Origin of the sequence: Mesorhizobium sp. M1088, from assembly GCF_040318575.1 — a bacterium.
Classification (GTDB): domain Bacteria; phylum Pseudomonadota; class Alphaproteobacteria; order Rhizobiales; family Rhizobiaceae; genus Mesorhizobium.
Map to the genome: position 1 here is coordinate 47,102 of NZ_JAMYMO010000005.1, position 13,189 is coordinate 60,290.

At 63.2% G+C, this 13,189-nt stretch carries 12 protein-coding genes and 1 tRNA gene; 10 read left to right on the forward strand and 3 right to left on the reverse strand.

The genetic code is table 11. The features are described from left to right. The first annotated feature begins 95 nt into the window (after positions 1-95). The 7 genes from NKH49_RS08310 to NKH49_RS08340 all read left to right on the forward strand — a co-directional run bounded on the left by NKH49_RS08310 (position 96) and on the right by NKH49_RS08340 (position 7,261). Complete coding sequence (locus NKH49_RS08310) at positions 96-809, forward strand: FadR/GntR family transcriptional regulator (protein ID WP_352470738.1); 714 nt, start codon at positions 96-98, stop codon at positions 807-809. 32 nt (positions 810-841) lie between these two features. Then, positions 842-2,422 (forward strand): ABC transporter substrate-binding protein, encoded by a 1,581-nt coding sequence (locus tag NKH49_RS08315; RefSeq protein ID WP_352470737.1) that lies wholly within the window; start codon positions 842-844, stop codon positions 2,420-2,422. Between the two features lie 66 nt (positions 2,423-2,488). Next, entirely contained in the window at positions 2,489-3,448 is a 960-nt protein-coding gene (locus NKH49_RS08320) for an ABC transporter permease (protein ID WP_023678169.1), read from the forward strand. After that, the gene (locus tag NKH49_RS08325; RefSeq protein WP_502907855.1) at positions 3,445-4,350 is read left to right on the forward strand and encodes an ABC transporter permease; all 906 of its coding nucleotides are present in this window, start codon (positions 3,445-3,447) and stop codon (positions 4,348-4,350) included. The genes NKH49_RS08320 and NKH49_RS08325 overlap by 4 nt, the downstream gene beginning before the upstream one ends. An 18-nt stretch (positions 4,351-4,368) precedes the next feature. Further along, positions 4,369-5,286 (forward strand): dihydrodipicolinate synthase family protein, encoded by a 918-nt coding sequence (locus NKH49_RS08330; RefSeq protein ID WP_352470734.1) that lies wholly within the window; start codon positions 4,369-4,371, stop codon positions 5,284-5,286. Then, the gene (locus NKH49_RS08335; protein WP_352613542.1) at positions 5,283-6,293 is read left to right on the forward strand and encodes an ABC transporter ATP-binding protein; all 1,011 of its coding nucleotides are present in this window, start codon (positions 5,283-5,285) and stop codon (positions 6,291-6,293) included. The genes NKH49_RS08330 and NKH49_RS08335 overlap by 4 nt, the downstream gene beginning before the upstream one ends. Further along, positions 6,293-7,261: an ABC transporter ATP-binding protein gene (locus tag NKH49_RS08340; RefSeq protein WP_352470733.1), complete on the forward strand. Its 969-nt coding sequence runs from the start codon at positions 6,293-6,295 to the stop codon at positions 7,259-7,261. Before NKH49_RS08335 ends, NKH49_RS08340 begins: the two co-directional genes overlap by 1 nt. Before the next feature lie 16 nt (positions 7,262-7,277). On the opposite strand, the gene NKH49_RS08345 is transcribed toward NKH49_RS08340, so the two are convergent. The 3 genes from NKH49_RS08345 to NKH49_RS08355 all read right to left on the reverse strand — a co-directional run bounded on the left by NKH49_RS08345 (position 7,278) and on the right by NKH49_RS08355 (position 8,788). Continuing rightward, positions 7,278-7,991, reverse strand: coding sequence for a haloacid dehalogenase type II (locus tag NKH49_RS08345; protein ID WP_352925906.1), 714 nt, complete (start codon positions 7,989-7,991; stop codon positions 7,278-7,280). A 172-nt stretch (positions 7,992-8,163) separates the two neighbouring features. Further along, a complete protein-coding gene (locus NKH49_RS08350; protein ID WP_352470731.1) occupies positions 8,164-8,484 on the reverse strand; it encodes a DUF167 family protein in 321 nt (106 codons plus the stop codon). 13 nt (positions 8,485-8,497) lie between these two features. Then, a complete protein-coding gene (locus NKH49_RS08355) occupies positions 8,498-8,788 on the reverse strand; it encodes a YggT family protein (RefSeq protein ID WP_023678162.1) in 291 nt (96 codons plus the stop codon). Between the two features lie 165 nt (positions 8,789-8,953). Between NKH49_RS08355 and NKH49_RS08360 the strand changes: the two genes are divergently transcribed. From NKH49_RS08360 to NKH49_RS08370, 3 genes are all read left to right on the forward strand, one after another. Continuing rightward, a tRNA-Ala gene (locus NKH49_RS08360) sits at positions 8,954-9,029 on the forward strand. A 243-nt stretch (positions 9,030-9,272) separates the two neighbouring features. Beyond that, complete coding sequence (locus NKH49_RS08365) at positions 9,273-9,731, forward strand: hypothetical protein (RefSeq protein ID WP_352470730.1); 459 nt, start codon at positions 9,273-9,275, stop codon at positions 9,729-9,731. Positions 9,732-9,851: 120 nt separating this feature from the next. Continuing rightward, positions 9,852-13,064, forward strand: a complete 3,213-nt coding sequence (locus tag NKH49_RS08370; RefSeq protein WP_352613212.1) for an AfsR/SARP family transcriptional regulator — start codon at positions 9,852-9,854, stop codon at positions 13,062-13,064. Positions 13,065-13,189: the final 125 nt, after the last annotated feature.

Consider the following 13,189-nt stretch of genomic DNA (forward strand, 5'->3'; position numbering starts at 1 on the left):
CGGGAGTAACACGTTGCTATGGGCTTGCAGGATATCCTACAAGTAGCTATACGACAAGCAGCGGGCAAGCTTCAGCGGATGATGAAAGCAGTGGGATGGCGGAACTGAAGTCGATCGAACCGTTGAGCAGACCACCGCTGCTGCACGTCACCGTGCAGGAAAGCCTCAGGGCCTATATCGAAAGCAACCAGCTCAAGGCCGGCGATCCCTTGCCGCCGGAGACGTTCCTGGCGCAGCGGCTCGGCGTCGGCCGCAACTCCGTGCGGGAGGCCATCAAGGCGCTGGAATCGATTGGCATCCTGGAGACACGGCGCGGCATCGGCGTGTTCGTCAAGGAGTTCTCGTTCAAGCCGCTGCTGGACAACCTGGCCTACGGTTTGCAGGATTCGCTGCGCGACGTCGAAGAGCTGCGCGAAATCCGCCGCGTGCTGGAAACCGGCCTCATCGCCAAGACGATCGAGATGATCAGCGCCGAAGATATCGAAGCGCTGCGCCAGTTGACCGAGCGCATGCGGCAACGTGCCGAGCGCCATGAGAGCTTCGCCGAAGAGGACCAGCAATTCCATCAGCTGCTGTTCCGCTGCCAGAACAATCGCATGCTGAGCGCGCTGATCGACATCTTCTGGATGGCGTTCAACAAGGCCTCGAATTTCACCAATCTCGACAATCCGACGCCGCTGGCGACATGGCGCGACCATCACGAGATCGTCGAGGCTGTCGCCGCCAAGGATGTCGACCAGGCGCGTCGGCGGCTCGATGACCATTACCGGGGGATCCAGCAGGTTATCGCCAAAAACCGAGCAAGCTGAAGAACAACCTGACTATGCCAAGGGAGGAAACCATGCGCATCAGGACCATCGCATTCTCAGTCGCCGGGCTGCTGCTCGCCAGCATTGCCCCATTGACCAGTGTCCAGGCACAAAGCGCCAAGACCATTGCGGGCGGCTTCGACGTCGGCCCCGGCGGTTTTCCCAAGAACTTCAACCCGCTGGTCGCGACCGGCGGCTACACCTGGCTCAGCACCTATTTTGAACCGCTGGTCATCTACAATGCCGGGCTGACCGAGATCGAAGGCGACCTCGCCAAGGACTACAAGATCAGCGACGACCAGCTGAGCTATACGTTCAACCTGGTCAACGAGACCTGGCACGACGGCAAGCCGTTCACCTCGAAGGACGTCAAGTTCACCCTCGAGCTTGCCAGGAACAAGGCCTCCGGCAGCCTGTTTGCCGCCCGCCTCGCCGACATCGCCTCGATCGATGCGCCGGATGACCACACCGCAGTGGTGAAGCTATCGAAACCGAACGGATCGTTTCTATCGATCCTGTCGCAGCTGATGATCCTGCCGGAGCATGCCCTGGCCGCACTGTCGCCGGAATCGCTGGCGACCAGCACCTGGTGGTCGACCACTCCGGTCGGCACCGGCCCGTTCAAGTTCAAGCGCTACGTGAGCGACCAATATGTCGAGCTGGCAGCCGATGACGATTATCGCGGCGGCAAGCCGAAGGTAGACGTGCTCATCAACCGCTATTTCGAGTCGCCGGCGGCGGCCGTTGCCGCGCTCCGTGCCGGCGAAATCCAGTTCACCTATGTCGAGCCCGACGATGCGGCATCGTTCAAGAGCGACAGCAATTTCAAGGTGATCGGAGGTGCCTCGTACGTGGTCAACTATATCGGCCTGAACCAGAAGGTCGACCTGTTTAGGGATATCCGTGTCCGCCAGGCGATCATGTACGCGATCGATCGCAACGCCATCATCGACAGCCTCTACGGCGGTGCCGCCGAGCCAGCCAATTGCGGCTATGTCGCGCCGCACCTTGTTCCCGCAGGCCTCGAACCCTATGCCTACGATCCGGCAAAGGCCAAGGCGCTGCTGAGCGAGGCGGGCTGGGACAAGATCAACGGCGACAAACCGATCACCCTGCTGACCTATTACGGCTCGCCGCAAGCGGCCAACGTGATGGCCGCCATCCAGTCGATGCTGGCCGAAGTCGGCATCAATGTGGTGCCGCGGGTCGTCGATACGCCGACCTACAATGGCATCGTCTACAAGCAAGGCACGCCGGACTGGAACGCCTTTCCGATGGTCTATGCCGGCCTGCAGAATGGCCCCAACCCGGCCGGCCTCAATCCCGGCCTCAACAAGTCGCAGATCCCGCCGGCAGGCTTCAACACCATGCGCATCGGGTTCGACGATCTGAGCGCTGCATTGGACGCCGCGCTAGGCCAGACCGATCCGGCCAAGCTCGATCAATCCTGGCAGGAGGTCTGCAAGGTCATGAACAAGGACCTGCCCTGGGCGACGTTGTGGGTGGCCAACCGCTATGGCGTGGCGTCGACCAAGCTGCATGACTTCGTCTGGACGCCGGCGCCGGGCGGCGGCCCCTACGCAGCTCACCCCGAGCGCTGGGACATCCAGTAAGAAACCCGCAAGCAAGCGAGCAGGCGGGACCACTTTGGCGCCGCCTGCCACCGCCACGGATAGCCGATGTTGAGCTTCATTGCCCGCCGCAGCGCCACAGGATTGCTGATGCTGGTCGCGCTCAGCGTCCTCATCTTCATCCTGTTGCGGCTGGCGCCGGGCGATCCGATCGACGCCTATATCAACCCATCGGTCCCCATGTCGGCTTCCGACCTCGAGGGCCTGCGCGAACGGCTCGGACTCGATCGGCCGCTTCCCGTGCAATATCTCGCCTGGCTGCGCGCGGCGCTGAGCGGTGACTTCGGCTATTCGATCCAGCGCAGCGGCGTTGCCGTGCTGCCACTGGTCATGGAACGCATCGGCCCGACGGCGCTGCTGATGGGTACGGGCCTGGCGATCGCCATCGTGCTCGGCATTTCCGCCGGCATTTTCAGCGCGGTGCGCCGTAACGAACCATCCGACATCGCGCTGTCGGTGCTGTCGTTTATCGGTATCTCCAGCCCGGCTTTTCTGACAGCGCTGCTCGGTCTCTATTTCTTCTCGGTGCTGCTGCGCTGGGCGCCGTCCGGCGGCATGCAGACCGCGGGTGCGCCGTTCTCGGCGACGGATGTGCTTGCGCACCTCGTCCTGCCCGCCTGCCTGCTGTCCGTCGGCCATGCCGCGCTGATCATGCGTTACATGCGCGCCTCGCTGCTGGAAGTGCTCAACCAGGATTACGTGCGGACGGCGCGCGCCAAGGGCGTGCGCGAGTTCTGGGTGATCATCAAGCACGCGACCCGCAATGCGCTCTTGCCGGTCATTACTTTGATCGGCTCTACTGTCGGCATCGCCATCGGCGGCGCTATCTTCCTGGAAAGCGTGTTCAACTGGCCGGGCATGGGACTGCTTCTGGTCAACGCCGTCGGCACCCGCGATTACCCGGTGATCATGGGCGCTACCCTGGTGATCGGCGTTTGCGTCATCCTGGTCAACCTCTTGACCGACGTCGTCTATGCCGTCGTCGACCCGCGCATTCAGGTGGCATGATGGCAATCACGGCGCCAGATCCTACAGTTGACCCGACAGCCGTGCCGCAAACCAAAGGCCCGCTTCGCCGCGCGCTCGACCGCTTTTTTGAAAACCGCGCGGCGCGTGCCGGGCTTTTGATCGTCATCCCGATCCTGCTGGCGGTTTCGACGTATCCTTTGTGGTGGCCGTTCGGTCCTAACACCATCGACCTCCGAGCAATGAACAAGGCGCCGTCGGCCATTCATTGGCTGGGCAGCGACGGCGTCGGGCGCGACGTCATGGCCCGGCTGCTGCAAGGCGGACGGATCTCACTGCTGGTCGCCGTCTGCTCGGTCGCCATATCGACCGTCATCGGCTTCCTGGTCGGCGCCGTCGCCAGCTTTGGCGGGCGTCTTGTCGACGGCACGGTGATGCGCCTGGTCGACCTGGCGATGACGCTGCCGCCGGTGATCTTCCTGCTGGGGCTGGCTTCGATCGCCGGCACCGGCATCGCCCCGACCATCCTGGTGATCTCGCTGCTCTCCTGGCCGGTGCTGTCGCGCATGGTGCGCGCCCGGCTGCTCGAACTGCGCGAGCGCGATTTCGTCGTTGCCGCCCGCGGCATGGGCGCGGGGCTGCCGCATCTGCTGTTCCGGCATGGCCTGCCCAATTGCATCGATATCCTGGTCGTCTACGCCACCTTGCAGATCGCCAACGCCATCCTGCTCGAGGCCGGCCTGTCATTCCTCGGCCTCGGCATCGCACCGCCCGAAGCCAGCTGGGGCAACATGCTCAATCTCGCCCGCTCCACCGTGGTGCTTGAAAATTACCCCTGGCAATGGATGTTCCCGGGCGCCGCACTGGTGCTCACCGTGCTCGCCATCAATTTCATCGGCGACGGCCTGCGCGACGCATTCGACCCCCGCTCCGATCTCAACTGACCTCAAAGGTTTATCAAAATGCCCCTGTTTACCGGCGTCGTGCCACCTGTCGTCACCCCGCTCAATGCCGATTTCAGCATCGACTTTCCGTCGTTCACCCGCACCATCGAGAACCTGCTCGACGGCGGCGTTCACGGGCTGTTCGTGCTCGGCTCGACCAGCGAGGTGGTCTTCCACGACGAGGCGGGCCGCAGGGCCGTCCTCGAGCACGCGGTCAAGGTCAATAACGGCCGGGTTCCGATCTTCGCCGGGGTCATCGACCCGACGACCGACCGCGTCATCAACCACGCCCGCATCGCCAGATCGGCCGGCGCCGACGCCATCGTCGTCACCGCGCCGTTTTATACCCGCACCAGCCAGCCGGAGATCGGCGACCACTTCCGCTATATCAAGGATGCGCTCGACATTCCGGTCATCGCCTACGACATCCCGGTCTGTGTCCACGTCAAGCTGGAGCGAAAGACCACGGTCGGCCTCGCCAGGGAAGGCGCCATCGCGGGCATCAAGGATTCCAGCGGCGATGACGGCAATCTGCGTTACGTGCTCAAGGACATGGCCGACGACCCCGGCTTCTTCGGCATGACCGGCTCCGAGATCCTGGTCGACAGCGTGCTGGCGATGGGTGCGCATGGCGTCGTGCCGGGGCTCGCCAATGTCGACCCGCATGGTTATGTCAGGCTGTGGAAGCTGACGCAGGCGGGCCAGCATGCCGAAGCCCGCGTGGAGCAGGAGCGGTTGCTGAAACTGTTCGAGATCGTCTGGATCTCGCTCGGCAGGACCAGCGCCGGCTCGGCCGGCGTCGGCGCCTTCAAGGCGGCGATGAAGAGCCTCGGCATCATCGCGTCGAACACCATGGCGCGGCCGCAGCGCAGCCTGAACGACGAGGAAACCGCAAAGATCGACATGATCCTTCGCGATGTGGGGCTGCTCCGCTGAGCGCCATGCCGATCCTCTCGATTTCCGGCCTGCGCGCGGTGTTCCGCATCGCGGGGCGCGACATCGCGGCGGTAAGGGATGTCGACCTGACGATCGGCTCCGGCGAGACGGTGGCGCTTGTCGGCGAATCCGGGTCCGGCAAATCTGTCACCAGCCTGTCGATCATCGGCCTGTTGCCAAAGAGGGTCGGACATATCGCCGAGGGGTCGATCGCGCTGCGGCGCAAGAACGGCACGGTTACCGAGCTGACCAGCCTCGATGCCGAGTCGCTGCGCAAGATACGCGGCAATGAGATCGGCATGGTGTTCCAGGAGCCGATGACCAGCCTCAACCCGGTCTACACGATCGGCGAGCAGATCGCCGAACCGATCCGCATCCATCTCGGCAAATCGCACCGCGAGGCAGAAGCAGACGCGGTGCGGCTGCTGGAACAGGTCGGCATTCCCGATCCGAAGCGGCGGGCGCGGCAATATCCACACGAACTTTCGGGCGGGATGCGCCAGCGTGCCACCATTGCCATGGCCCTGTCCTGCGATCCTGGTTTGCTGATCGCCGACGAGCCGACAACCGCATTGGACGTCACCATCCAGGCCCAGATCCTCGATCTTTTGGCCGACCTGCAGGCGCAGCGCGGCATGGGCATCCTGTTCGTCACCCACAATCTCGGCGTCGTCGCCGAAATCGCCGACCGGGTGGCGGTGATGTATGCCGGGCGTATCGTCGAAACAGGTCCGGTGAGCGAAGTGTTCACCCGTCCGCGTCATCCCTATACGGCAGGGTTGATGCGCTCGGTGCCGCGGCTCGGCCAGGCCACGGCGCTGAAGGCGGCGGGAACGCCGCTGCCGACCATTGCCGGAAATGTTCCGTCGCTTGCCTTGCTGCCCATGGGCTGTTCCTTCGCGCCGCGTTGCCCGATGGCTATCCCTGCCTGCCGCGCCGCGGTCCCTCCATTGTTTGCGGCGACGCCGACCCAGCAAAGCCGCTGCCTGCGCTGGGAGGAGCTCTGATGGCCGACGCCCCTTTCCTCGCTGTCAAAAACCTGACCAAGCATTTTGCGCCGACAGCGTTCTCGCGCGGACCCGTCGTAAGGGCGTTGGAGGATATTTCTTTCGATATCGGGCGTGGCCAGGTGGTCGGCCTGGTCGGCGAATCCGGCTCCGGCAAGACGACGATCGGCCGCTCGGTGCTGCGTCTGATCGAGCCGACATCCGGCCAAATCAACTATGACGGCACCGACATCACCAGGCTGGGTGCCGCTCAGTTGCGCCGCCAGCGCCGCAAGATGCAGTATATTTTCCAGGATCCCTTCGCCAGCCTGTCGCCGCGCATGACGATCGGGCAGATCCTCACCGAGGGCCTGGACATTCAAGGCATCGGCAAGAAGTCCGAGCGGCGGGCGAAGGCCGAGAAGGCACTTGCCGCGGTCGAATTGCCGGTCGACGCCTATGACCGTTACGCCCATGAATTTTCGGGCGGCCAGCGCCAGCGCATCGGCATCGCCCGGGCGCTGACGCTCGAGCCGGAATTCATCGTTGCCGACGAGCCGGTCTCGGCACTCGACGTCTCGATCCAGGCGCAAATCATCAATTTGTTGCGCGACCTGCAGCTCCGGCTCGGCCTGACCATGCTGTTCATTTCGCACGATCTGGCTGTCGTCGAGTACATCTGCGACATGGTCATCGTGCTCTATCTCGGGCGCATCATGGAGGTTGCGCCGGCGGCCGAGCTTTATGCCCGGCCGCAGCATCCCTACACGCGCGCGCTGCTGTCAGCCATTCCGTCGCTCGATCCGCTGGCCAGGCAAAGCCGGCAGGTGCTCAAAGGCGATATTCCAAGCCCGGCAAACCCGCCGTCGGGCTGCGTTTTCCGAACCCGTTGCCCGTTCGCGCTGGAAGCTTGCGCCGGGGCTGTACCGCCGCTGAGGGCGACAGCCGAGGGCCATCTGAAGGCCTGCATTCGCGACGACATCGCTTAGGTTTTCTGCCCTCGGCCTACGGGAGAACTTGGGCGAGATGGACAAGGTCGTCGGCCACAAAGTCCCAGCTCTCAAGAGGCGAGAGATCGGTCGTCTGCGCCGGGCCATGCTCTTTTGGCCGAGCAACAAAGGCGGTTCCGATACCGCATTTTCGTGCCGCGGCCAGGTCGTCATTGTGCGCGGCGATTAACACGGCCTCCGCAGGTCGCACCCCCAGGATCTCCACTGCGCGGAGATAAGCCTGCGGCGCAGGCTTGTAGGTGCCGAACACATCCGAGCCAAGGACGGTGTCCCAAGGCAGGTCGGCGCGCTTGGCCATATCCAGCAACAGCCGGGTATTGCCTCCCGACAAGGGCGCGATGATGAAGCGCTCCCTTAGCCTCGCAAGGCCTTTCAGCGAATCGGGCCACGGCTCCAGCCGGTGCCAGGCGAGGTTGAGTTCCTCAAGTTCGGCGGTCGGCAGCTCGGACGGGGCCAGCCCGAACTGGACGAGGGTGGCGTCCAGATTCTCCCTGTTGATCACGTCAAGTGACACGAAAGGCCGGTGCCCCGTCCGCACCGCCTCGGTCGAGGCGTCATAGCGCGACGCCCACGCATCGGCGAATTCACCGGGATCGACCTGCTCTGCACCAACTCGCGCGAGGAAGGCGCCGGCCTCTCTTGCGATACCGCTGCGCCAGTCAACGACGGTTCCCAGAACATCGAAGAATAGAACTCGAGTAGTGGTCATTGAGCTTTCCTCCGACCTCATTGAAACGTCGCCGACGCCAACCCATATGCAATGCGCGTCGGATGTTTCCTCCCATTCGTCCGGCGCGTTCCCCTCTGAAGGTTTTCGACCTTCACATCTGGCCGGGCTTTGCAGCCCGGCCTTTTTTTGCGGGTAAGTGAGCCAGCCGAGATCATGGCGCAGGTGTGCCCAGCGTATCGATGCGTTTCGCCAGCGCCGCGGGATCGCCAAGCACGCGCAGCGTCTTCAGCCGAGCTGTGCCGCCGGCAGCGATCGAGACGCCCGATGCCGGCACGCCAAGCGCCTTGGCTACCAGCCTTTCCAGCGCTCGATTGGCGGCTCCGTTTTCCGGCACGGCGCGGACGCGAGCCTTCAGATGGCTTCGTCCATCCGCCGATGTTTCGATGCCTTCCAGCCTGTCCATCGCTGATTTCGGCGTCAGCCGGACAAACAGGTCGATGCCGTCGGCGCGCGTGCGGAACGGCGCACTCATCGACGCCCTGGGCTCAGACGACCAGCGAAAGCACGGTGGTGAGCAGGAACTGCCGGATGAAGAACAGGATCAGCAGCAGGATGATCGGCGAGATGTCGATGCCGCCGAGGTCGGGCATGAAGCGGCGGATCGGCCGCAGCGCCGGCTCGGTCAGCCGATAGAGCATGTTGCTGATGGTGTCGACGAACTGGTTGCGGGAGTTGACGACGTTGAAGGCGTAGAGCCAGGAAAATATCGCCGAGGCGATGATGATCCACCAGTAAAGGTCAAGCGCCATGACAATGGTCTGAATGAGGGCGATCATGCCGGTCTCCGATTGTTGCCGACATGTAGCCACTGTAGCTGAAAGCGGCAAGAGCCGCCTTCTGCCGCATGGGCGAGGGCGCACGAACGGCCGAGCGGCATTTCGGCAGCAAGCGCAGCCTTGACAGGAAACCGCAGCGGCCGATAAAAGCCCCATCCGCTGGACGGGGCTGTAGCTCAGCTGGGAGAGCGCGTCGTTCGCAATGACGAGGTCAGGAGTTCGATCCTCCTCAGCTCCACCAGCGGATTTTTTCCGACCCTTTGCCTGGATGAATTCCAAGGAAGTCCTCCTTGGATTCGCGGCGTCTCTCAGACGAAGCTCGCGAACGCATTGCAGGCCTGCTGGCGGCTTGGCACTATCGTTGCCGGGTGGATTCACATCGGCGACGTAAAGACCCTCTACACCAGTAGCGTATGCGGCCTATTGCCACTGCGCCTCGTCCTTGCCAGACTTGGTCCGTCTTCAAAACCGAGGGGAATTCACCATGACCAGCACGACAAGGCGTGATTTTGTAGGTCTTACAGGAATGGCAGCGACTGCCCTGGCCGGTGCTGTTGCAACACGAGCTACCGCTGCGGAAAGCGACGTAGCGCCATCGTTCGATGAGGTTCTTCAAGAGTACAACCAAAACAACACAGAAAGGACTAGATCAAAGCTGGCGATCTATGTGGTCCTTTCTCATCTGCACGCCAGTCTCGAGGAGGAATTTAGCGACCTTGGGCTAGAGCTGCCTTTAGGGAAAAAGGTCTTGCCATCGAACCTGCCGGCCAATTTCGCCGACGCGCAGGTTGCACCCCTTCCTTGGCTCTTCAAGCCCTCGGAAGTTACCGACCACGAACGAAACGGCTATGCGGCGATTGCAATGCGAATGAACGCAGTGATGGCAAGACACACCGCCGACGTGAGTGTCGGGGTTTCGCATATCATGTCGCACAAGGGATAACCGCGACCTTGCCGGCGAGAACGGCACGTCAGGCGAGCACAACGCCGGCCGGCGATTTGTTGTTGCGGGCGAACCGATTACCTGTTTTGGCGAGGCGACTGCGCTGCGAGAGTCCTCACAATGGATAAATACTTCCGGGACGCGCCGCGCGAGATAGCAAAGCTCTCGGCACCCCGGCCAGTGGGAATTGTCAGCCGTCCGCGCGTAGTGGCGCTGCTTTCGCAGGCCCTCGACAGCGGTGCATGCTGGCTGGCGGCGCCTGGTGGATACGGCAAGACCACCGCGGTGATCGACTTTCTGGAACACGGCGGGCGGGAACAAGGCGGGCTGAAGCAAGGCGAGTCGGCGTACAACTGGTATCGGGTCGACACCGAGGACCAGGACGTTGCGCGCCTTTTCCACTATCTGACGCTGTCGCTCGACGGCAGGCATGCCGGCATGCCGGTCTTTGGTCCGGAATATGCCGACAATTCCGACGATTTCGCGCGGCTGTTCTTCCGCACCTATTTCTCGCGGCTTGATCCGGGCACGATCCTGGTCCTCGACGATCTGCATCGTGCCGATGCGCCAGGCTTTCGCCGGACGCTGGCGATCCTGTTGCGCGAACGCCCCAACACTGTCCGCTGCATCTGCACATCGCGGATGCTGCCTGAGGGCGACGTCGCCGACCTCGTGCTGTCGGGACAGTTGCCGGTGCTCAACCAAACGCTGCTGGAGTTTTCGCCTGGGGAGGCTCGCAACCTCGTCACCGCCCGCTCGCAATCGCCGTCCGAGGTCGGCGACATTTCGGAGGCGCGCGGCTGGGCGGTGGGCCTTCTCCTGCTGGCCAACGCCGGAATGTACTACCCGCTTTCGCAGACCGGCCTTGCCGGGGGCGCCGGCCTTCGGGAGATTGTCGGACGTTATTTCCTGCGCGACATCGCGCCGGAGGACCAGGATCTGCTTATCAGGCTCAACGTTCTGCCGGAGATCAGCACGGAGCTTGCCGATGCGTTCCTGGGCTCGCCGCAGGCTGCTCGCCTGCTGGTGCGGCTGCAGCATCGCCAGCTGCTGATCACGCGCGACGGTCCGGGCGGCGCCGCCTTCCAGCTGCATGACTTGTTGCGCGAATACCTTGCCGGCCTACTGGACCGGCGCGTGACGGAAGCGGACCGTTCCAGGCTGCGCGAGCAGGCAGCAAAGGTCCTGCACGAGGCAGACAAAACCGACGCGGCAATCGTGCTGGCGTTGCAGGCGGGCGCCTGGCCGCTGGCACGCCAGCTCATTCTGGAGTGCGCTAACGGCGTTCTCACGCAAGGGCGCAGGGCCAGCTTCGTCGAATGGTGCAACAGGCTGCCCCCCGACCAGATGGACGGGTGGGTCCATTATTGGCTGGGCGTCGCCTTCGCATCGGACGATGCGAAGGCCGAACCGCACTTCTCCAAGGCATGGCAAGCATTCGAGAACACCGACATGCGCGGCCAATGTCTGACGGTGGCGCGGGCGGTCGTAATCAAGACCGCCAGCTGGCGTACGCATGAGGGGCTGGCGGATTGGACGCGCCGAGCCTCACAGGTTCTTGCCAGGGGATTGCCGGAGTTGGATCCGGAGGAACTGATGATGGTCAGGCTCGGCATCCTGCGGGCCGTCGATTTCGCCGAACCTGGCGAATTCGACGCCCATGACGCGAAGCGCCTCGTGAATGATATCCAGCAGCGCCTGACACATCTGCCGATCGAGGATTCGGTCGAGTTGCGCCTGCTGGCAAGCGAAGCGCTCATCGACTACGCGACCTCGTCGGGGCAGCGCGACATTTTTGCCAATGCCGTGGACAGCGTTGCCGCCGATCTCGAACATCCGGATATCCCGCCGCTGGTGCTCGGCATGTGGCTGGTGTCCTTTGGCTCGGCCAGCGGCCGCTACTTCCCCTATTCGCGGCGCGGTTTTGTCTATACCTCGGCCGAGGATGCGTTGCGACGCGCAACGGCGATAGGCGAGCAGCACGCCTTACGGGGCGTCGAGTTCAGCGCCCTCTATCAGCTTCAATTGCTGATGAAGCTTCACAACAGGTTCTCGGAATTCAATGCGCTCGTCTCCCGGCTGGGCGAGATCGCGGACAGCAGGTTCACAACCCAGGTCGCTGTAGTCGCCGACTGCCACGCGGCGATGCACACGCGCAACGGCGACTTCGTCAAGGCTTATCTCGACTGCGATGCGTTCATGGATGCGATCGAGCGGGCGAATGAGCCGATGATCGAACGCTGGCCGCATTACGTCACCAAATACCAGGTCCTGCTGGCCGATCGGCGTCCAGCGGAGGCCATTGCGCTACTCCAGGAGATCGTCGAAAGGCTGAGCGGCGGCCCTCGCCAGCGCGTCGAACTCAACATTCTGGCCGCTCATGCCCTGGAGCAGAAGTGGAACGGCGGCGCGTCCTATGGCAGTCGTCTGGCTGAGTTCATGGAGGCGTTGCGCCAGGTCAACCCCTCCGCAATCCTGCTCAACCTGCCGGACCTATTGGCCGATCTGGTCGCCGATGCGCTGGAGCGAAAGATCGACATCGATCTCTGCCGCCGCGTCGTTCGGGCGCGATATCTGGTCCCGCCCGCTGGCCGACCCGTCCAGTGGCCTTGGCCGCTCAGGATCCACTTGATGGGAGGCTTCCGCCTCGAGATCGATGGTGCCGAGGTCGCGCCCGGTGCCAAACCTACCCGCGCTCTCGACATATTGCGCATTATCTGCCTGTCGAGGGATCAGGTCTGTTCGGTGGAAACCCTGCAGGATTGGCTCTGGCCCGACCTCGACGGCGACCAGGCCAAAGCGGCCTTGGAGCAGGCGCTGCATCGTCTGCGCAAATTGCTCGGGCAAGGCGAGCTCGTAACGCTGAGAGAGGGCCGTTTGCGGCTCGCTGCCGACAAGGTCTGGATCGATCTGCAGGATTGGGAAGACCGGCTGAAACCCGTTCTGTCGGGCCAAAGAGACAGCGCAATCGAGGAGCAGGAGAAACTGCTGGAAGGCTTTGTCGGCCCGCTTTTCTCGAATGGCCCGACGCCCGCCTGGTCGAACGCCGCGGCCGACCGGGTGCGGGACGGGTTGGTCGAGCTTGCCGTGCGGGTCGCCAAACACTGGCAGAGCCAAGGCAACGCGGATCGGGCACGCCAAGCGTGCCGGCGTGCGCTCGATTTCTACCCGGAATCGGCCAAACTCCATGGCACGCTCATCCAGGAGAGCCTCTCCAGAAACGACCATGCCGGCGCCATCGAGGATTACCGGCGCTATGAACGCGCGCTCGCTTCGACCGGCGATGACGAGCCCTCGCCTTTGCTGCGTTCGCTCGTGCGCCCGCTTCTCTAGACCGGTCATCCTTTCACCGAAACGCCGAACCGCTCTATCTCTTTATTTTTGCGCAATTCCGGACGGAAAACCGTTCCACACTTTTCCTGGAATTGCTCTGGCGCAGCTCGGAACTCTGTAAGCCG

Excerpts from the sequence above, each read along its gene's own strand:
- NKH49_RS08350 (WP_352470731.1), bottom strand. The coding sequence starts at position 8,484 with ATGAGTGCGCCGTTCCGCACGCGCGCCGACGGCATCGACCTGTTTGTC.
- NKH49_RS08345 (WP_352925906.1), bottom strand. The coding sequence starts at position 7,991 with ATGACCACTACTCGAGTTCTATTCTTCGATGTTCTGGGAACCGTCGTT.
- NKH49_RS08365 (WP_352470730.1), top strand. The coding sequence starts at position 9,273 with ATGACCAGCACGACAAGGCGTGATTTTGTAGGTCTTACAGGAATGGCA.
- NKH49_RS08330 (WP_352470734.1), top strand. The coding sequence starts at position 4,369 with ATGCCCCTGTTTACCGGCGTCGTGCCACCTGTCGTCACCCCGCTCAAT.
- NKH49_RS08340 (WP_352470733.1), top strand. The coding sequence starts at position 6,293 with ATGGCCGACGCCCCTTTCCTCGCTGTCAAAAACCTGACCAAGCATTTT.
- NKH49_RS08310 (WP_352470738.1), top strand. The coding sequence starts at position 96 with ATGGCGGAACTGAAGTCGATCGAACCGTTGAGCAGACCACCGCTGCTG.
- NKH49_RS08325 (WP_502907855.1), top strand. The coding sequence starts at position 3,445 with ATGATGGCAATCACGGCGCCAGATCCTACAGTTGACCCGACAGCCGTG.
- NKH49_RS08355 (WP_023678162.1), bottom strand. The coding sequence starts at position 8,788 with ATGATCGCCCTCATTCAGACCATTGTCATGGCGCTTGACCTTTACTGG.
- NKH49_RS08320 (WP_023678169.1), top strand. The coding sequence starts at position 2,489 with ATGTTGAGCTTCATTGCCCGCCGCAGCGCCACAGGATTGCTGATGCTG.
- NKH49_RS08370 (WP_352613212.1), top strand. The coding sequence starts at position 9,852 with ATGGATAAATACTTCCGGGACGCGCCGCGCGAGATAGCAAAGCTCTCG.
- NKH49_RS08315 (WP_352470737.1), top strand. The coding sequence starts at position 842 with ATGCGCATCAGGACCATCGCATTCTCAGTCGCCGGGCTGCTGCTCGCC.